Source organism: Chlamydia caviae GPIC, assembly GCF_000007605.1.
Classification (GTDB): Bacteria; Chlamydiota; Chlamydiia; order Chlamydiales; family Chlamydiaceae; genus Chlamydia; species Chlamydia caviae.
Window position 1 is genome coordinate 301,839 of the sequence record NC_003361.3, and the last position, 21,889, is coordinate 323,727.

Below are 21,889 nucleotides of genomic sequence, written 5' to 3' on the forward strand. Positions count from 1 at the left end.
ATTTATAATTTTATTAAAATACCACGCGACTTCCAGCATTTATATAATGAGACGTTGTAGATGAAGAGAGGTCCAGATGGTAGTTCAAGAAAGCAACTATATTATGAAATAGATAAGCAGAGTTTCTTCCTTCAACGTGTAAATTATGTCGTGCTACAGCAGTTCCCGAAGATATCCAAGATCCATTGCTTGCCAGCAGTGTTATTAGGACTTTGGGTTTTTGTTCATACACTAAAGGTTGGTAGGCAAGTTCGAATTCCCAGACACTGGGTACGTAGGAGTCTGCATGCCAAGAAGCCAGAATTCCTACGGGCAAGGTGAGAGAAACCAACGGATGTTGGTTAGAGAATTTTCTAGAAAAATCTCCAGTTTCATTGATTTGCGTTTGTTTTGCCCGTACCCCAGCCAATTGAATGAAGGGTGTAACGTGGTGATTCAAAAGAGGAAGTTTTGTATAACAGCCTATACGTGCGCTTAGGACATGGTCGCTAAATTGTGTTTCTGATGTTTTATTTTGTGCATAAAAACTTTGCATATGATGGTCCCCATAACCATAGCCTAAGGAGGCTGTAGTTATAAGATAGTCGTTAAACTGGGGTGTTTGCAAAGTTGCACCTAACAGGTAGCTATGTGAGCTAACTTTATTGTTAGATGTATGTTCTTTTATTTTCCCAATGAGTTGTGAGAATGTGAGTAAGAACTTGTGCTGAGTTTTTGAGGAGAAAAGACATTCTCCGCCATAGCCTAAAGATCGTGAAGAAAATCCTAAAATTTCATTTTGATTTCTTTGACGGGTATGTGATGCTAATCCGTTACCCTCTAGGTAAAAAGACGTAGAGTCGTTTATCAATGCTGGGTAAAAAGCCATGGCATTGCGAGCAGTTTGTCTGAGGGTATTGGCAACAAGGTCTCCACGATGTTGAGGGTTGACTACATAGCCTGTAGGCGTCCAGTTAGCATAAAGGTAGCGATGTTTTGAGTTTGTTGTCTCTAACGATGAGGTTATCGAAGGTGAGGAGACCTCTTCCCAATAAGGAGTCCAAATGCCTTGATGGCCATAATGCTTATGCGCATTTATTGCCTGAACATCGAAATCATCAATGGTTACAGAGTTATTTGCTGGTTCAGAGAGGTGTAAGAGGGGAATTCTATCTATGGGTTGGGAAAGGTCTACACTATCATAGGGATCGCTATAATTTTTATTCCATAAAGATAGGGATCCCGATATCGAAATCCTTGCGTCAGTATTTTCAGTATAGTTGCCTCCGGAGCCTCCTGGGTAAATCCAAACAGTAGGTGGGCTACTATCAGGTTTTAAAATGTCTGTAAGGAGAATGGCAACATTTTTTAATTGTAAGTTACTGTCTTTTTGCGAACTGCTGTTTTCTTGGGTTTGCATGATCGCACGACTTCCTAAACAGAGATGCGTATTATCTTCGGGAGTGAATTTATATAGCCATAGTATAGCGCCATCTTCTACAGAGACAATGCCGTGTTTAATTGTGAGTTCACCCTTATAGCTAATTTGAAGATTTTTGATGCTCTGATTAGCTAGCTTTAATTGAGTGCTCGCTGCTGAGAATACTACCGCTCCTGTATGTTTATCTTCAGGATTAATGATAAAAGAGGATAGACCGCCAGTGTTCATTCTATCAAAGAGATAGATATGTTGGTTGCTGGAAGCCCCTAAAGATAGGGAGTGGTTCGAGCTGAAATGCATAGCGGATCTCCAAACCCCCATTCTATCTATCGCAATATTGTTATCAAAAATTACATCGCCATAATCTGCAGATATGGTGGTAGTTCCGTTATTTGTTTGTCCATAACATGCAGCTCCCCAGCAAGAAGTATTATTTAGAAAGTAGACAGGCCCGTTATTTTGGATAGTGAGGTGTTGATAGGAGAGAGCGCCTCCAGCATGAGCCGAGGAGTTTCCAGAAAATAGCACAGGTTGTTTATTGTTTTCGATGACAATAGTTGGGCTATTAATTGCTCCCCCATTTCCTTGGTTACTGGTGTTAGAAGCAACATTATGAGAAAAGGTGATAGGCGCCTGATTATCAACAATTCTTGTCGAGGTTGTAGAACAAATCGCCCCGCCTTTTCCAGATTTATTCTCACTAAATGTAATTTTTCCACGATTGCGGGCAAATTCACAAGAGACTGCAGAAATCGCTCCTCCAAAGCTGTCTGCATTGGTAGTTCTATTATTATCGAAGTGTATGGATGCAGAATTATTAAAGAACCTGCACATTTCCGTAGAGGCAATGGCTCCTCCTTTTACTTTAGTTAAATTGGAGGAAAAAAGTGTCTCTTTGTTAAGGGAAGCTTCAAAATTTTTCGCTTGTATAGCACCGCCAGTACCACTAGAGCTATTTGTTTGATTGAGAGTGGTGTTTTGATAAAAAATGATACGAGAGTTTTTTGATAGGATTACGCTTTCAGCAGAATAGATTGCTCCACCACACAAGGTTGATTTGTTATCTCCAAAGAAAATAGGTTGGGTATTGTTTATAAGACTACAAGAGCGACAATTGATCACACCGCCATCGGTTGTATTCAATTTGCATATAAACATTTTAGGTTGCTTATCGTTGGCGATAACAATATTTTGAGCGGCGTTGTGCAGTAATCCGTAGTTCTTCTCGAAATCATCTTGATTTACGCGTGTTAATGGAAAATCAAGAGCAGAAAGTAGCTTAGAGATCTCTTCAGGGATTTTAATGTCTTCACTATAGATAATGCTTTGAACACAAGCAGATAGGATCAGAGAGCAGAGAAGAGACCTAGGGAACATATTTAAAAAATGTAGTTGTGATATGATTTTTTCCCCTATAAAGGACTTCTTCTATCTTTGTCTAGAAGTTATAGACGCTGATCTTTAAGAGTGCGTGATAAATGAAAAAGGTTTGTTTTGAATAAAACAAACCTTTTAGGGTGATGTATTTTAAAGAGTTAAAAATACACTGCGAGATTGAGAACCTCCTAAAACCTATCTTAGTGATTTTAGAAAGAGAGTTTTCCTCCAGCGAGCAGGTAATGGCTGCGTGTAGATGAGGATAAATCACATTGATAGTCTACATGCATGTTGAGATATTTGAGTACTTGTGTTTCGTTTCTAAGATTTACAGAAACAGCACGGCGGCTCACATTTGTAGGGGTAGAAACCCAAGTTCCATCATCTGCAACTAATTTGGAACTTACTACAGGGAGTTGACGTTGAGTTGAAGGCTTATAGGCAACTTCTAATTCCCAAATTGATGGGAAACGTCCGTGAAAAGCTAACTGACTATGCAATCCGAAAGGCAGGCTAGTATCAAGAAACTCATCGAATTTTGGAGAGCCTGAGAAAGTGCGTACACGAGCGCCTTGTTCTGTGAATGGATCATGTCTTGAAAGAACAGCCTGAAGGCGGAAAAATGGCATGACAGTTAGACGATCATTTTTAATAGCTTTTAAGGGGAAGTAAAAGGAAAGAGCACTTCCTATTGTTTGACTTTCGAATGAAGCACAGCAAGCTCCTAAAAGTTTGCGGTGCGTATGGTTTAAATAATGCAAACCACGAGAATAGAGACCGTTTCCTGCTAGGATAAATTTCCCTTTAAAGAGATGGACTTCCCAGTAACTTCCGAAGGATAGGTAATCTGATGCTACTTCGTCATGACCGATATTGGCCTTAGCATTGGTTTTTTGCGAAGCAAACTTAAAACCAAGTTTATAAAAGGAAGGCGACCCGACAGAGAGCTCTGTGTAGTATCCCGCACCATCCATATGGAAGCCTGCTTTCTCGGCCATATTTTTTTGATAAAGGCAGAGGCCTAAAGCACCACCTTCAATATCAAAATAGAAAGAGTTATTATTTAAAGAGTCCAAACATACTCTAGATATATTCATTCCAGATGTTGTAGCGTAGGCAGATTGCCAAAAGATATTCGCTACAAAATCACCTTTGCGATCTGTCTTAGTTTCAGGTTTTTCTGTCTGAGTTTCGACTTTTATATCGGCTTGAGTATCGATTTTTGTATCGGTTTCTTTAGTTGTTGGATGTGTCGTTATTGGAGTTGCATCATCAGCATATACATTGCCAAATAATGCAAGAGTAAGACTTACAGAGGTTAAGTATTTCGTTAATTTAGATCCCATATCATTCTCTCGGTACTTATGTAGATTATGAACATAACCCCCGTAGTATTTCGAGTTTCGTATAATCAGGATGGGGGATTTATCTAAACAATCTACAGATAATCCAACATTTTGGGAATACATAGATTATATTTTATTCATTATTGAATGCGTTTTTATTTTATGAAATAGATCACTATGTTGTTTTGAAATTTTAGAAGATAATAACTTTTACAATTGTTTGGATCTTTGTTCAGAGGCTGCTGAGGGTGTTTATTTTGCTAGCAATAGGTTGGAGGAAAATAGCCAGTTTTTCTGATATTTTTAGTAGCTTATAAATGAAAAAAGTAGCGAATGGAGAAGAAAAAAAAGAGAGAGAAATTTCCCTAGGGCAAAGAAAATTTCTCTCAACAGGCGTTTAAAATCTCCCTTGCAATCCTGTCGTTATGCGATGGCTTGCGTAGGATCTTTTTGAATCAAATACATAATCAACGAACCCTGTAGCATGTCGTGAGAGTTCTACACTGTCATGCACTTGTAGGTAGAATCCATGACGAGGGATTTGTGCTCCTGTGATAGGAGTTTTTTCTCCGTTTGCTAAGATCGTGACTACGTTATGAGGGTTTACTCTATAAACATCAGGTTTATAGGCAAGTTTCAATGTAAGCATTGAAGGTGCCTTTTTAAATGGTGTGCCCCATTCAGAAGTAAATCCTATAGGTAGAGTAATGTTATGTCCTCGGCCTCTAGAAAAACCACGTGGTAGCGCACCTTGTTCAGAAAAGGCATTTTGCCATCCACCCATAAACTCTGCAGATATAAATCCTGACAGCTCAAGATCATGGGCAATGTTACGTGTAAGCATGCACCATGTTAAGAACGGATGTTCTACAGATACGGAAGCATAGTAGGTATTGTTATGCCAACGTCCTTTCGACTGTCGCGTTTTTTGCGTGATAGCGTTTAGGTAATTTGTTTTCATACGGTTTACTGCATAACCGTAGGAGGCTTCCCAGGAGATGTTCGTTACAGTATTTTCTGTAGCAATAGGGAATTTCCCGAAGAAAGCAACTAAGCTGATTTGCTCTGTGCTTTGTGCATCGTAAGGTTTGCTCTCTACTTGTCCGTATAGCTGACCGAAAGCTAAGCCTACAGAAGCATCATCAGGATAATGGATACCAAGAGAGGCTTGATAACCTCCGAATTGCCCTTTAAATCCTTCATGAGTCTTTTTCATAGGATGACGGACATAACTGCCGAGAGCTTTTGCAGAAATAAGAACTCCTTCTTGTTCAGAAAGGAAAGTTTCTTCTAACGCTTCTGCAAAAGTCTGCGTTGCTAAGAAGGAGGTCCATAGGGTGTTGGATACGAGTTCTCCGCGACGTTCAGGAGCTAAAACATAGGGAGCACGATACGCAGGATCTGGTCTCCATGCAACATAGAGAGTACGGTTATTTGTTCCTGAAGGGATCCCTCCGTTAGGTGTAGGAGCTAATAGGGGTATTGTCCATGTGGAAGACCATACGCCTTGATAGCCGTAATGTTTGGAGACAGCAAGATCACCAGTAGTAAAGCTAGTTGTCGTTGGATTACCATTATTACTGGTGAAAGTCGCTATAGGAATAGATAGTGCATTCACCAATAGGGGATTATCATAGAGCTCTTCATTATCCTCAGAAACAAGATCTAAAGGACCTTCTAATGTAATCGTCTTAGTATTAGTCGTTGTGACAGTAGCTGTAGCGTAATTGGGATTTAGGTAAGACTTAACATCAAAACCTAATTTTTTAATGACGAAGTTTTCTGAAGGAGGCTGATTGTTTGTAGTTGTTAGCATCCCAATAGCGGCTCCGGAACCTAAAGTTAGCCTTCCGGTCTCTGCAGTCAAGCCAAGAACATTGACTTTGGCTTTATTGGTGACAACAAGCTGACCATCTTCAATAACAACTTTTCCAAATAGGGAAGTTGTGGAGTTATCAGGATTTAACTGTTCTGATATGGATAGCGTCTCTGATGTGAATTTTACTGATCCAGAACATCCCGAAGAATTGATCGTGATGGTATCTAAAGTTGTAACAGTTGTAGGACCTGGGTTTGCAATAGGATCATGGAAGATAATGCTCGATAATCCCGTAGCGTTTAGGGAAGTGATTTTACCATCGCCTTCAATTTGGATAGCATTACGTGTTCCTGGGCGGCTATCGAGCATATTGCCGACAAACACCATATCTCCAGAACTTGTGGATAAGCTTAACGTTGAATCTGGGCCTGCTGTAGTATCTCCAACAGTAGAGGCAACGTAAATCGCTCCACCTTTTTCAGCTCTGTTGCTGACGAATATGGTAGGGCCATGAGCATTTATTGTGAGAGCTTTTGCGCAAATTGCTCCGCCATATCTTGTGGCAGCATTTTTATTGAAATATGTAGGAGCATGCGTTGCAAGATCGCATGTTGTTGTATAAATTGCCCCGCCGTCTTGTTCAGCAAGGTTATAACTTATATTGCAAATGCCAGAATTATTAGCGAAGGTTACCGACTTTGTGGGTGCGCAAATTGCGCCTCCACAACCTGCAGCGATAACTACATTAGGATTGGGAGTAGTTGTTAGCAATCCATTTGCTGCGGTGTTTCCTTCTAGGGTAATGCGCCCTGAGTTATTCTTAATGCTGATCGTTCCGTCATAAATAGCGCCTCCACCGCAAGCAGCAAAGTTTTGACAGAAAGAGATCGCTGCAGCGTTGTTTTCAATAGTACATGTAGCATCTGTTTTATTGAGGAGGGCAGCTCCGAAGTTTGCCGAGTTGCTATTGAAGGAGATGTTATCTCGAATTTTCGTAATGTTTAAGTTAGTTTCTGTATGAATAGCAGAACCGCAAAAACAGTTTACTGTAGTTGAGGCAGTAGGTGTAGTCACGCTAGTGACTACAGGAGTATAGGGAGCTCTGTTATTTGTAATTACCAGGGATTTTGAGGAAGTAATTGCGATATTTTTCCCTGAGATAAGACCATTCTTTCCTGTAGAGATGTTTTCATTAAGAACAAGCTTAGAAAGATCTGTTAATTTCAGACTATCTACAGCAGAGATTAACGCTGCCCCTTCTTTTACAGGAGCATGACTTTGCACAAAGATTAACGAGCGATTTCTTCCAAATACCGTGAAGTTTGTGCTCGATCCTAAGAAAGATGTGGGGAACTTTGCTCCGTAGGTATCTTCAAAGAAACAATTCGAAGTCAGGTAGAAAGCTTCTCCTATATCATATAAAGGAGGCTTAAGCTTCGCTTGATTTATGGTTTGGGCAGAAACCCCCGAGCTGCATAAGCAAGCCAAAAAGCAAAAAGAAGAAGATCTTAAAGAAAGAGGCATGCCTCAACCCTATCGTTAGTAGTATTTAGAATCGAATTTTACTTCCTACATTTATATTGTAGTTGCGTGAGGAGCTACGTAATTCGCAACTACCATGGCTAAAGATCTCAATATTACTGAGCACAGCTGTATGTGTGGATCCTTGCATCAATAAACCATGTCTATTTAGATTAGTTGCTGGCGTTTTCCAACGGACTCCATTTGCGAGCAATAAAGTGTTACATCCTGGATTCCTTCGCCATACATCGGGAATGTAGGATATAGCTAGGCTGTAAAAATCCGGATGGGAGTGGGAACGCCTATCAATTTTAAATCCAACAGGAACCGCTAAGTTAATCAAACGAGAAGAACAGAAGGAGCGTGCTTCTGCAAGTTTTTCTTTAAACGATCCATGCTCAGCATAGCCAAGCTGAACATTCATAAAAGGAATGATTTGATTTAGATGTAATTTAGTAATTTGTAAAACAATAGGTAAGCTTCCGCCTATTTCTCCTAACCAGCAGTTATTATCCCAATTGCCATCTTTTTCAGGAATGAAGGTATAGCGTGTTTTCATATCCTCGTTAGTATGGCTGTAGTTAATTCTTGCAGCGAAGGATGAGAATATCGTGTTGCTTAACTGACGTTTTACCGATAGGTAAGCGCTACCTGCTATAGCTTGTGATTTTGCTGAGGAGACAACATAGTCTTTAGACTTAGCAAATATCTGGGAGAAGGCCACTCCAAATACAGAATCCGTTACTGTTTGTGAATTGGCTCCAATAACATAACCACCGCTAATACGACGGAAACCATGGGATACGCTATTGCGATCATGGTGGAAGATATTGGAAATCCCAGCTACCCACAATCCCTTACCATAACCGAAGCCGTCACAGCTTGCTGTCGCTAAGGCATTCATAGAACGTAGGTCGATGAATGCTCCCCATAAGCTATTAGGAACTAAAGATGCTTGACGCTCAGGATTAGGAGTGAATCCTGTTTTTGTCCATGTAGCTTTTAGGATTTTCTGTTTATTGGCATCAGCTCCATTTTCCCAAGCCAGTTGCCATGATCCTTGGTAACCGTATTGAGGTTCTGCGTCTCCTCTAAGAGTGAGGTCCAAACCATTGATCGTCGTTTTACTATCTCCTGCTGTAGAAAGAGAAAGCAGATTTATCGTGACGGTATCTTTATTGAAAAGATCGTGATTCTCGTAAGCAGTTCCTGAAACATCGTCTAAGGATACATGCCCAGTTAAAGTTATCGTCCCATCTGTATTTTTTGTTTCAAGTTTCGCCCCCTCACCTTGTTCCGTAAGCGAGCTGATATTGACATGAAGATTTGTTAAGGAAATAACTCCATCAGTATTGGCTTCCTGAGTGGGGGTTCCTCCGCCTCCGCCACCCCCACCAGCTGCTGGTGTTTGATGGGAATGCTCTGTAATTGCTAGAGTAGTTCCATTATCCATTAAAAGAATAGAATCTGTTTCCTGAGTAAAGGAAGCTACAGATAGGCTGGCTTTATCTGCTAGAACAAGCTTCCCGCCACCTAAGATGACTTTTTGATAGATAGTGGATTCAAAATTCGCTGTAGTGCTAGCGCTTTGGCTATCTACATAAGCTCCTGAAAATAGGAGGGTTCCAATATAGTTAGTAAAAGGGGTGGAGGATGTTTTATCTTGGTTGATCGTTAGAGTCTTGTCATTAGTAGGAGCTGTTTCTGGAAGTGTAGTCACAATAGGATCGTAGAAACAGAGTTTATGATCCCCAGAAGCTGCTAGTAACTTAATCGTTGCTCCTTTTGCTAAGGTAACAGCGTTTCTTGTGACAGTAGCGTCATCTTTTTTTAGATTTTCATAGAAAATCATATCGCCGTAGTCAGCAGATAAGGTGAGCTCTCCATTTTCAGGAATGTAGATAGCTCCGCCATCTTTAGCGATGTTGTTTGTAAACATCGTTTTCCCTGAGGAGGTAATGCTGACCTTTTCTCCATAAATCGCTCCGCCTGCAGTTGCGGCAAAGTTATTTGCAAAGAGGATATCTTTTTGATTGGTTATAGTTAATCCTGAGAAGACAGGATTCGTTGTAGGTGGTGGTGGCGGCGGCGGTTGAGTAGGAGTCTGTTGTACACAGAAAATCGCCCCACCTTGTCCTAATACTTCATTAGTATTAGCGACTTCAGGAGATGCGGAGTTATTCTGTATCAGCAATTGCGCATTATTTGAGAAATCGACGTTCCCTTTCGAATAAATCGCTCCGCCAGATTTCGCATTATTGGCATCAAATTGTACTGAGCCATTTTCGGAGAATCTGACGGCAGTATTTACTTGATTTGTTGTTGCAGGATCAACAGCTTGGATAGCTCCTCCGAGTTTCTCAGCAGAGTTAGATCTGAAGAGAATCGAAGGACATTGCGTAACATCTAGGCTTTTAGACGCGTTGATAGCGCCACCGTTGGCTCCGACGTTGCTAAGGAACTGCATGGATTTTTTGATATTGCTAATCCCAGCTGTTTCTACCCATAGGCCACCGCCGCTATCAGCAGCCCTGTTATTTTTAAATAGCACATTCTGAATATTCTCTAGAAATACAGGAGCTTTGGAGTAGAACGCCCCTCCGTTTGGATTTACAGGAGTTGTCGTATTTGGCGCCGTTGTTGTGCGGGCCATTAGGGCTAGGCAGTTAGAAAAGGAGAGGGTGTTCACTCCTTTAATCGTATAAGGGAACGATTCAGGAGTTGTTGTAGGAATAGAGCTTAGGGCAGCACCGTTTGCCGACGTGCGAAGGTTTGTAAAGGTTAGATTGTGGTTTCTCCCCACAATTGTCATGGATCCTGCAGAGTTGAAAAAGCAACTTGAAGGCGTTGCTACCATGGAGTTATCAAGATTTAAAAGATTTAAATTTCCTGACAGTATTGCCGTTGTTCCTTCAGGATTGGATGTAATCGTATAGGGGAACGTTTCTCTAAGGTTCCCATCATAAGTTCCATTAGGGACTACGACTTCCAAAGAAAAGGCTTGGAATGAGTATGGAAGTGTTAGCGTTGTTGAAATTAGAAACTTACGAAGAGACGCTTTCATTTGCTGAAGAGGATGCAACAAGATGATTTAGCTAATAAATAAAAAGTATTAAAAGAGCAATAGGTTACGAAAGCATTTGCATGAAACGCCTAGCATTAAAAGCTTTATCTTATTTGATAGTTTCCCGTATAAATAAGACTTTTTTCCTCTAAAGATAGGACAATCAAGACTCGAAGAAATTCAGAAATTTTTTTTTAAAAATATTTTCTGAATTTCTTAAGAAAGCCATGTTTTTTAGATCGTATCTCTTAAAATAAGAACTGACTGCCGATATCTCCTGAATAGTACTGTGAGGATTTACGTATCTCTGCGCAGCATTTTGAAAATAGCGTGATGTTCTCTAAAATAGCACAATGCATCGATAGTTGTGCTGCTAGTGCTTGTCTTTCTAGGTTTGTTCCTGAGGTTTCCCATATAGCGAAAGGTTCATAAGTAGCAGTAATTGTAGAACAGGGATTTTGACGGTATAGATCTGCAATGAACGCTACAGAGGTTGCATAGAAAATCGGCCATTGTGAGGTATGTCCTTCCAAACGTATGCCCACAGGGAGGGAGATATTTCCTAATTTACTGCTGGTAATTTCATGTTTTTTCTCTCCTTCTTCTTTAAATTTCCTTTGATAAGCATAGACTCCTTGGAGATTCATAAAGGGGAGGATATGATGAAAGATATTATGTTCTTCATAGAAATCAAAGGATAAAGAAGATCCTAATTCAGCACCTATACAATGGGTATTCCAATATCCATGGGTAATTTCTGAAGATTTTCGTGATATTGTGAGTTTGTTTTTACTATGGCTGTAGGTGGCTTGAATATTTAAAATTAGAGGGATATCTGAGGAAATCTTTGATAAAAATTCAGGACGAACCCATAGGTTCCCTAGAGACCAATTTAAAATGGGTTGAACAGGGATGCTATGTTGGGCATATACGGATCCTGCCAGGATATGTTCATGATTTTTTGCTAGGGAGGCATCTTTAGAAACCCCGAACATTTGGAAAAAGCCTAGGCTAAAAATATCTTTAGAGGGAGTTTGTTGTGAGAGTCCTAAAGCATAGCCGCCACTAGTATGACGGAATCCGCGGTTATCTTTATGGTGGTCTTTATGGAAATAGTTAGAGACTTCTGCAGCCCATAGGCCATTGTGGTATAAGCTGCCGTCAGAGACAGTATCCATAAGGTTGTGGATACCACGAATATCTACAAAAGCATTCCATAAGCTATTGGGAACTAAAGAATTCCCTTGAGTGTCAATAAGACGGGGGCGGTAGTGTTTAGGCGTCCATATCAGCTGGGCCGTTTTCTCAGCATTATTTGCTAAGCGCGTGCTTATCTGTTGCGAGGGGGTGTCTAGCCATTGAAGATCCCAGGATCCTTGATAGCCATAAGGATTCGTGGGAACATGTAGATGATCAATTTTAATACGTATATCTTCTAATTCTCGAGCTTCAATATGAATTAAGGGAACTTTTACAGGATTAGCTAGCTCTAGATTTTCATAAAAATCTTCATCTTCAAAATCGATATTTATAGATCCTGATAGGGAAAATATTTTATCTTGTGAGAGGAGGATAATTTGCCCAGGCTGACGAGAGGACAACGAATTATATTTCCGTTTAGATTCCTTGGGACGCAAAACTAAAGTTTGGAGTTTTACAGGAATGGTCATATTTAATATGTGCGCATTTTCTTGCAATCTCAGCATGGTGCTTTGATCTATAACAAACGTAGTATTAGGATGTTGCGTAATACTGTTTGTTGTGAGAATCACACCTGAATTTAAATTTAGAGAGCCTCCTGCTAATATAATATCTTGAGCAATCCTAGACATATTCGTAGAAATTAAGGACGAGCATGACGCTACACAGTCTTTCGCAGAAAGGACAACGCTGCCTTTATGCGTTGTCCCATCGGTAAGTTGGTTAATAAGTAGGGGAACTGTAGAGGCATTTGTAGAGGTAATCGCATCGTAGAAGGTGACAGACCTCCCTTCTTTTGCTGTTATGTAGCTGATATAAGCATCATTTTCTAAATGGATGGCATTTTTCTCGAAATGTCTCCCTCTAGATGTGAGATTTCCTGAAAAGGTAATATCCCCATCTTCTGCAAATAGAGATAACTCTCCATCTTTAGCGATGGCGATAGCTCCGCCCCCAGGTCGAGAATTTACATCTCCTGAAGACATGTTATTAGTAAAGAGGGTAGGACCCGCGGCTATTATACGCAGGTGTTGTGTATAGATCGCTCCCCCACCATTTACGGATGTATTATTAGAGAATGTTACTTTTCTGTTGCGTGAAAATGTTAGTGAGGAGTTGCGTGCTGATCCAGGAGATGGCATACAGCATATAGCGCCACCTTTATCTGAAGAGTAACATCCATCAAAGAGCAACTCCTTATTTGTTCGAAACATTAAGGTGCCTTTAGAGACTACGATACTTTTCCCTTTTCTTGAGCTTACAGGCTCTAAGAACTGTAGTTTGGAAAAGCAGGACATAGAAAGGAAAGTTTCCGAGGAATTTAAAATGGCTTTTCCTTCAACGGCTGTAGTGATGTTATTGAAGGTCAAGCTACGATTGTTTCCGTTAAATATAAGATTCCCTTTTGTATTTTTAAAACAGCTACTGTTTCTAGGATTTGTAGCCGCGACATTTTGTATTACAATATCGTTGGAGAGAATGTAGTTCGTTCCTTCATCACTATCAGAAGTTTTCGTAGGGAAAGCTGCGTTATTTATGCCGTCAAAATTATCGGTTGCGGTGAGTGTTTTTAACACAGCAGCATATGCTGGTGAAAAACACAAACAAGACAGAGCACAGCAGCAAAAAATCCATGGATTCGGTCTTTGCGTCATAGAGTATTTCAAAAGTATGTTTTCAGAATGTTTTTTTTGCTTGGGGGAGGGGAGGGAGAAAAAGCCTTTCCTTGTATAAGAAAGTTATGGAAATTAATCAAGATCAATAAGGGGCGTTTTCCTGAAGGTGTTTACACCTAAGGATTAGAGAAAAATAGATTTTTCATACAATCGCTCTTGTTGTATTTTGACGATCACTATCATGCATAGGTTGTGGGGAGTTTATGAGGAGGCGTGTTTGGGGGAAGTCCCCCTGCTCTTAAAGAGCAGGGAGTGAGGGAAATCTAGAAATGTATTTTCGCACCAAAATCATAGTTATAGCTATGAGATGAGGAGCGTAGTTCACAGTTACCTTCTGCGAAAACTTCAATATTCGATCTAACGGCAAATCTTCCAGAACCTTGAACAACTATAGCTTTGGTGGCTAGGTTATTGGCGTGTGTAGTCCAAGGGGCTAAGCCTCCAATGAGAAATAGTGTCATAGTTTCAGGATCGATACGAAATACATCATGAACATACATAGCAGATAGATCATAGGCAAATAGTTCTCTAGGACATACACCATGGATTTTAATCCCTAAGGGGAGAGCAAGATTCGCTAGATAGGTACTTGAGAATAAGCAACGACGAAGTCCTTCTTCAGAGAATTTCCTTTGTTCAGAATATACCCCTTGGAGTTTAACAAATGGAGAGACGTTTTTCAGTATGGAGGGGCATTTGCTTAATGTGTAGACAAATGTGGATCCTAATTCTGCAGCTAAGGAGTAGTTAGACCACATTCCTGTTGTTTTCGTTGTATCTTCATGATGTATAGTCAGGTGGTTATTGCTGTGGCTATAGCTTAGCTGAGCATTGACAATAACGGGGATAGATGGCGATGCTTGAAGTTCAGGAGGGCAATTTTTAGATCCCCCACAAAGGAAGCGCAGCATAGGTAATGAGCCTACGTGATGAGCATAAAAAGATCCTGAAAGTGTTTGATGGTCTACATGACCATTAGCATGGTCTCTATCCTTACCAAAGAGTTGGGAAAAAGCCGCAGAAAATACATTTTCTGACAACGTATGTTTATTCATACCAATGGCATAGCCGGCATTATGATGTTGGAAAACATAGTTTTCAGCAGGGCTATTGGAATAGAGGTAATTTTTAATTCCCGCAGCCCAGAAGCCTTCAGAGCATAGAGAATTGACAGCTAGGGATTCTACAGTTCTTTCTAAATTACGGATATCTGAGAAATTTCCCCATAGAGTGTTGACTACTAAAGGCGTGGTAATTTCTTGAGAACCTCCAAAAGGAATGTATCCTGTAGGTCTCCAATGTACAGTTGCTGTTTTCGTTCCGAGAGTTGTCACTCCTGCATTTGTAGATCCTGGAACCGTTTTCCAATCTATGGACCATTTCCCTTGGTACCCACTATGGGAATCAAGATTTTTCCTAACCGCTTGGGGGATATCTACTAAGGAGATTTTTGTGATGTCTTTATCAGCAAGTTGTAGGAATTCTTGATCTATGCTGTAGGCAAGAGCATGATTGTCATAGAAAGTTTCTTGATCTGTAAAAACCCCTAAAGGTCCTTTAATAGTAATGGTATGGGCATTCCCTGATGTAGAGATACAAGTTGCTGTAGGTGTGTTAAAATCATCAAGCCGTAGCCACAGCTCTTTTATATCTATATTTTCTTTTGTTTCTATACTGGATGTTTGATCTAGAATAACTTTAGATCCTGCAGTCTGTGTTAGAGATTTAGCTTTTAAATGTGCCCCTTTCTCTAATACCAAAGATCCTGAGGATAGCGTGAGGGGTTGTGTGAATGTAGAAACGTGTTTCATCCTTTTATGAGGACTTTCTATGTATCTTCCTGAAAAGATTATAGATCCCGTATAGGAGGTTCCACCATCAGCTTTGTTAATTTCTAAATTACTATCCGCTGTACCTTCAGCAACTACGGGATCATAAAATAGGATAGACTGCGATTCTTTAGCTTCTAGCTTTGCAAATTTTCCATTTGTCCCTACATGAATTCCATTGCTTACTTTATTTCCAGCGTCGGTAATAGTATTGCCTTTAAAGATAATACTTCCGTCATCTGCAGATAGACTAATTTCCCCAGATCCTGCAATGGAAATAGCTCCTCCTTTTTGCGTAGCGTGGTTATTTTCAAATAGGGTGGTGCCTCCGGCTTTAAGAATGAATTTCTCTGCATGAATCGCTCCTCCTGTAGTTGCTGAGGAGTTATTTCTAAAGAGCATAGATGCATTTTGTTGCAACGTTAGCACGGCTTCGGTTGCTCCTGTTTTTGCGCAATGGATAGCGCCTCCTGCTGCTGTAGAGTGGTTCTTACCAAAGATTAATTTCTTATTTTCTTTGATTGTTGTTGTCCCTATAGCATAGACAGCAGCATTTCCCGTGGTTGCCTGTGGCGCAGCAACAAAAGCTAGGGTATTGAATCCTGACATTTTCAGGGTTTTAGCATCAGTATTTGCACTGATCGCAGCTCCTTGAGCTGTAGAGATAATATCTTCAAATATTAAGGAGTGGTTCGCTCCTGTAAAGGTGAGATTCCCCCCGCTATTTTTAAAACAGCTTGTATTGGCAGGCGATGTTGTTTTGACATGGGTGATGGTGACATCACCGGTCAGTGTATAGGTAGTGCCTCCTGCGTCAGTAGATTGTTTTGAGGTAAATTGCCCAGCTCCTGTAGAACCATCAAAGCTTTCTGAAGAAGCTAGGTTGTCAGCGTTTACATGACTATGAAACGCTATAGATGCGGTAAAAGATGAAAAGATTAAAAACCCATAAAGAGAGTTTTTCATATAGTACATTCCCTGTTGTGTTATAGGAAAAAATATTTTCTGCTTTTTAGGAGTGGGCATAACCTTAAAGGTTATGCCTACTCGAAAAAGCAGATAGGTTCGGTATCCCAGGGTGCTTATGCGTAAGCTCCCTGCAAGCAGGGAGTTACACTGTTAAAAATGCACCCTACTGCCAGCGTCCATGGCGTAGCTATAGGAGGAACGACGAAATTCTACAGTTCCTTGAGCAAAGATATTGATGTGTGATGTGAGAGAGAGGTTTCCCGAGCCTTGCAACAGAGCTGCTTGCTTACCAAGATTTGCCGCTGTTGTTGTCCAGGGAAGTAGGCCTCCGGAGATTAATGAAGTCACACTCTCAGGATTGCAACGATAGAGATCGGCAATATACATCCCAGTGAGTTCATAAGAAAGATGATGTAGTGATTGACCTTGGATTTTAAGGCCTATGGGCAACGAGAGATTTTTTAAATTGCTATTATTAAAAGAGCGCCGTTTTATTCCTTGTTCTTGAAATTGTACTTGATGAGCATAAATCCAATGCAATTTGACAAATGGAGATACATACTGGAAAAATGTATGGGAAACATCCAAAGCACACGGTAAGGAACTTCCGATCTGTGCGCTATAGCCGTAGGTATTCCATGAGCTAGTTGTTTGTGAGTGATCTGCGTATTTCACCTTCATATGATTTCTCCCATAGCTATAACTGATGAGAGCATCAAAGTTAATAGGGAAGTCTTTAGGGATTCTGGATAAGAACCTAGGTTGGGATCTTGATGTCCCTGCTAGGAAACGCGTAATAGGCAGGAGGTAGCGTGAATGGTGAGCATAGAGAGAGCCCGAGAAGGCTTTATCTTTAGATTTTGCAGATCCAAAATCTTTGGATCTTCCAAATAACTGGCATATGCCTACACTAAAGATATCATCTTGAAGGGTTTGAAATTTCCCTCCAGCGACATATCCTGAACTTTTATGACGGAAGCCGTGGTTATTCTCAGTAGAGCCTTTGCGGAAGGAATTCGTGAGAGATGAAATCCAAATCCCATTCCCTGGTGATTGCGCATTTGTTTCTATAGCTTGTTGAGCAAAGCGTGTGTCTAAAAAGAGATTCCATAGGCTATTAGGAACTAAAGATGTGGTAAACTCTCCGGTGCCTCCTACAAAAGGAATATAGCCAGAGGGATTCCAGACCAAAGACATCTTTTTATTAGGTTGTGTAGAGACATTACCAAAGATCATCTCATGCTCTTCTTCCCAAGAGACTGTCCATTTACCTTGATAACCGCGATGGGTTTCCATCGTGGTTATCGGGATTAGAGGAACATCATCGACAGTGATGTTGTCTAAATGTGGCGCGCGAACATGCAAGCATTCGAAAGATAACGAATCTGCTAATGCTTCCTGATTATAAAATATCTCATCATCAACATGCATAACCATAGGACCGCAAATCTCTATAGCAGCAGCATCGGCAGTTGCTGCTATCTCTACGGCAGTTGCTGCTATCTTACTCAGGTCTAGATGAAGATTTTTTATAGATAGATTATTGGTTGTTTGTAGCCTTGTTCCCGGATGCATGAATAATAGGGATTTTTGATTTTGCTCGAAAGATTTCGCTTTTATCAATACGTCGTCTTTTAAGATTAAAGATCCCGCGGCTAGTGTGAGATCTTGAGAAAATGAGTAGAGTTTAGAAAGAGGCGAGTTTACATAAGATACTCCGCTGGCAAAGACAATTGTCCCTTCATAGGGAGTCGCTCCGTTAGCAGCATTGAGAGTCAAACGATCGGCGACATTTCCTGTGGTTGTAATCGGATCATGGAAGTAGATAGATCTGTCTTTAGCAGCACGCAACTGTAGAAATTTAGCACCATCTTCTAAATGAATAGCATTGCGGATAGTTTCATTATTTTCGATGATGATATTTCTTTCAAAAGTCAGATCTCCGCCATCTGCAGATAGGCTAATTTCTCCATTAGCAGCAATGGCAATAGCCCCACCTTTTTCTTGAGTGACGTTAGCTTGAAATACTGTATTTCCTCCTGCAGATAAGAGCATTTTTTCAGCATAGATAGCTCCTCCTGAGGATGCTGATAAATTTGCTAATACCTTAAACTCGCCGTTATTTTGTATTGTCAGTGTGGGAGATGTCGCTCCGGCACTTGTACTTTTCTCACAAAGAATAACACTTCCTTTCCCTGCAGATTTATTATAGCCGAAACTAACATCGCTATTTTGCTGAATCAGCATGGAGCTATTTGAATAAATAGCTCCATTTCCTATGTCTTCTTTAGGAGACATATAAAAAATCAGACTCAGACATCCCGATAATGTCAGGGTCTTAGCATCTGCTGTGGTGCTGATAGCCGCGCCTTTTGCTGAGGATGTGATGTTATTAAAATAGAGAAGGCGTCGGCTTCCCGTGAAGGTAAGATCTCCCGCGGAATTGGCAAAACAGCTGGTGTCTGCCTGATCGAACTTGTTTATATTTGCAAAGGAAACAGCACCTGTTAAAGTATAGGTGGTTCCCTCAACATTATTTGTTTGTTTGACATTGAAAGTTTCACTAGAGGAGCCGTTGAATCCAGCTGCAAGATTGACAGTATCGGCATCTGCAAGAAGTTCGGTAGCAATGGACAAGGCAAAAGAGGAAAACAGCAAAACTCCATAAATAGAGTTTTTCATTAGTATTCCCTGCATATTTTGCGGCTCTACATGACATAAGAAAAATCAGAAAATAAAGCAAGAGTTGCTGTATATTGATGTAGAAAATAAGGAGAAGACTCCCTGTGTAAATTCAGCAGGGAGTCTACAAAAATCTTAGAAGAGGATTTTTCCACCAAGATCGAAGTTGTAGCTATATGCAGATCCGCGAAGTTCGAATCCACCGTGTCCAAATAACTCTATGTGTTCTGAATAGGTAAAGTTATTTGCAGCACGAACTACAAATGCATGACGAGCTAGGTTGGTAGCCTTTGTTTCCCAAGCAGCTCCTGTAACAACTAAAGAAGTCGCACAGTGGGGATTACTTCTATAGACATCTGGAGAATAGACAAGTGTAAGATCGAAAGTATCTTTGTTATTTGAGGAGATATTTTCAAACTTCACTCCGATAGGTAAAGCTAAATTCACAAGATGGCTATTTTCAAAAGAACGTCCTTCACTTGTAGGTTCTTGGAAGCTCTCCTGTTCACCGTAGATCATCTGTACCTTCATGAAAGGAACAAATCTCTCAAACATGTAGGAATCAGAAAGTTCTATAGGGAAACTTGTGCTAATCTCCCCACCGAAGCAATTTGTTCCCCAGCTACCTGTGACTTCTGGATAGGTGACCGGTTTAGGAGAATAACGCTTGGTATAGCGTGTTTTCATATCATTTTCAGCATGGCTGTAGCTAAACAGTATGTTGAGAATCATAGGAACATTTTCAGGAAGGTTAGCTAAGAACGCAGGAGGGAATTTCGATCCTACTTTCAAGTAATTTTGAGGATGCAGCATATGGAAATGTTCAAAGAACAAAGAACCTGCATACACATGTGTACGGTTTTTAGAGACTACAAAATCCTTATCATTGTTAAAGAACTGACAAAAGGCTAAAGAAAATAGATCTTCTGTTGGCATGTGTACGCTAGCACCCACAGCATAGCCAACACCGACGTGACGGTATTTCTTGCTTGTTGAAGTCTTTTTTCTCTGTAGGAAGTCTGTAATTGCAGCTCCCCAGAGGCCGCGTTCTTGCTCTAAATCTGTAGCACTTACGCTCATTAACTGATGTAGTGCGCGCATATCCGTGAAAGCTCCCCATAATGTATTAGGAACTAGTTGGGCTTGGCGTTCAGGATTAGGGATGTAGCCTGTTCCTGTCCAGGTTAGGGTCGCTTTTTGTTCATGAGTTCCGGCAGTGCCTTGCGCCCAAGCAATTGTCCAATTACCTTGGTAGCCGTAGTGAGCTGAAGGTGTATCGGGAGTGGTGGGGATCGCTGGTGCAGTGACGGTGGTTCCTGTGGCGGCTTCTAATAGTATAGAATCTGCGAAATCACGAGTTTTAGAAAATACGGGATACTCATAACCGTTGCCATCGTCGTCGATGAAACTTACAGCAGTGACTGTGAGGGCTTGATTGGCTGTTTGAGAGTGGACTTTAGCAGGCGAAGAGGTACCCCCCTCCCCCCCAAACGAGGCGACGTTGATGGTGAGATCTGGTAAGGTGATGGTCTCTCCATCAGTAGAAGGAGTTTGTAATGTCGTGCCTGCGTCCATAACCACAGCAGAGCCAGCTGTTTGCGTGATTTTTTTCGCTTCTACTGTTACGCCATCTTTAAGGATAAGGGAGCCTGCAGACAGAGTAACAGGTTGTTTAAATATGGATTTTAAGTTGTCTGCTTCTGTTTTCTCTGTTGCAGATAGGGTTTCTCCTGAGAAGACAACTCTTCCATTGTAGGTTGTCGCATTTTCTGGCGCGTTAATATTGAGAGCAGCATTGGCATCTCCATTGTCGGCAATGGGATCATAGAAATAAATTCCGAAACCATCTTTAGCTCTTAATTGTGTGAATTTTCCACTAGTGTTTAAGTCTATAGAATTTCTTTTTGTTGTTGTGTTACCGCCACTTGTGATTACTTTATTTCCATCGAAGATGATATTTCCTAAATCTGCTGACAGGCTACACTCACCACTAGTTGTATCTAAACAAATTGCCCCACCCATAGGGTTAGCATTGGTTACAGTGTTGTTAGCAAATACAGTAGTTCCACCTGAGGAAATTGTGAGCTTATTGCTATAAAGAGCTCCACCACTCACTTGAGATGAGTTTTCTAGGAAGAGTAATTGTGCGTTTCCTTCGAATTTTAATTCAGGTGCTGCATTGTCCTTGCAGCAGATAGCTCCTCCTGAAGAATCCGCAGTTCCCGTAGTTGTGTTTTTTGAAAATTCTACCCTGTGGTTATTGGCAATGGTGACCGCTGAATTTGAATGGATTGCTCCGCCATGTTTTGCAGAAGTATTTCCTGAAAAGCTGATAACTCCTGAGTTATTTTCAATAGAACTAGCCCCAGAGGCTTCTATTGCGCCACCATTATCTGTAGATTTATTTTCTATAAAATTAGCAATCCCAGAAGTCCCTTTTAATGTGAGCCCCTTACAATTGATCGCTCCACCAGCTGCTGTAGAGCAATTTTTTTTAAATAGGACGCTAAAATCATTTTCAAAAGTGGCTGTGCCTCCAGACTTAATAGCCCCTTGTCCAGTAGTTCCTGGAGGACAGTCGGAACATGAAAACAAAGAAAATCCAGAGATTGATAATGTCTTATCAGCAGCGCTTACTTCAATAGCAGCTGGTTTAGCTGTTGTATTAATGTTATCGAAGCAAAGAGAATAGCCCCTTCCTAGAAAGGTAAGATTTTCTGTAGTCTCCGTGAAACAACTCTTTGTTAATGCAGTCCCTTTCCCTGCATAAGTAATACAGACGTTCCCTTCGCAAGTATATTCAGCGCCTGCTTGTGTTTCTTTAGTCTGGAATGCACTTGTTGCTGTGTTTCCATTATAACTATCAGAGGAATTTAGAGTCTCTTGAACTGTTGCTGCAAAGCTCAAGGAGGTTGAAGCGAGCAGCCCCGAAGACACTAAGAACCAGTAAACTGGATGTTTCATGTTTTATGCTCTTGGGTGATTT

The 21,889-nt window shown here is 40.8% G+C and carries 8 protein-coding genes; all 8 read right to left on the reverse strand.

Features of this window, described 5'->3' with window-relative positions:
• Positions 1-13: 13 nt before the first annotated feature.
• A complete protein-coding gene (locus CCA_RS01395; protein WP_011006243.1) occupies positions 14-2,797 on the reverse strand; it encodes a polymorphic outer membrane protein middle domain-containing protein in 2,784 nt (927 codons plus the stop codon).
• A 209-nt stretch (positions 2,798-3,006) separates the two neighbouring features.
• Positions 3,007-4,143, reverse strand: coding sequence for an autotransporter outer membrane beta-barrel domain-containing protein (locus CCA_RS01400; RefSeq protein ID WP_011006244.1), 1,137 nt, complete (start codon positions 4,141-4,143; stop codon positions 3,007-3,009).
• 397 nt (positions 4,144-4,540) lie between these two features.
• Positions 4,541-7,486 (reverse strand): polymorphic outer membrane protein middle domain-containing protein, encoded by a 2,946-nt coding sequence (locus CCA_RS01405; protein ID WP_011006246.1) that lies wholly within the window; start codon positions 7,484-7,486, stop codon positions 4,541-4,543.
• 25 nt (positions 7,487-7,511) lie between these two features.
• On the reverse strand, positions 7,512-10,547 hold the full coding sequence (locus CCA_RS01410; protein WP_011006247.1) for a polymorphic outer membrane protein middle domain-containing protein: 3,036 nt from the start codon (positions 10,545-10,547) through the stop codon (positions 7,512-7,514).
• Between the two features lie 248 nt (positions 10,548-10,795).
• The gene (locus CCA_RS01415; RefSeq protein WP_011006248.1) at positions 10,796-13,402 is read right to left on the reverse strand and encodes a polymorphic outer membrane protein middle domain-containing protein; all 2,607 of its coding nucleotides are present in this window, start codon (positions 13,400-13,402) and stop codon (positions 10,796-10,798) included.
• A 284-nt stretch (positions 13,403-13,686) separates the two neighbouring features.
• On the reverse strand, positions 13,687-16,218 hold the full coding sequence (locus CCA_RS01420) for a polymorphic outer membrane protein middle domain-containing protein (protein WP_011006249.1): 2,532 nt from the start codon (positions 16,216-16,218) through the stop codon (positions 13,687-13,689).
• 153 nt (positions 16,219-16,371) lie between these two features.
• The gene (locus CCA_RS01425; RefSeq protein WP_011006250.1) at positions 16,372-18,903 is read right to left on the reverse strand and encodes an autotransporter domain-containing protein; all 2,532 of its coding nucleotides are present in this window, start codon (positions 18,901-18,903) and stop codon (positions 16,372-16,374) included.
• A 135-nt stretch (positions 18,904-19,038) separates the two neighbouring features.
• On the reverse strand, positions 19,039-21,867 hold the full coding sequence (locus CCA_RS01430; RefSeq protein WP_011006251.1) for a polymorphic outer membrane protein middle domain-containing protein: 2,829 nt from the start codon (positions 21,865-21,867) through the stop codon (positions 19,039-19,041).
• Positions 21,868-21,889: the final 22 nt, after the last annotated feature.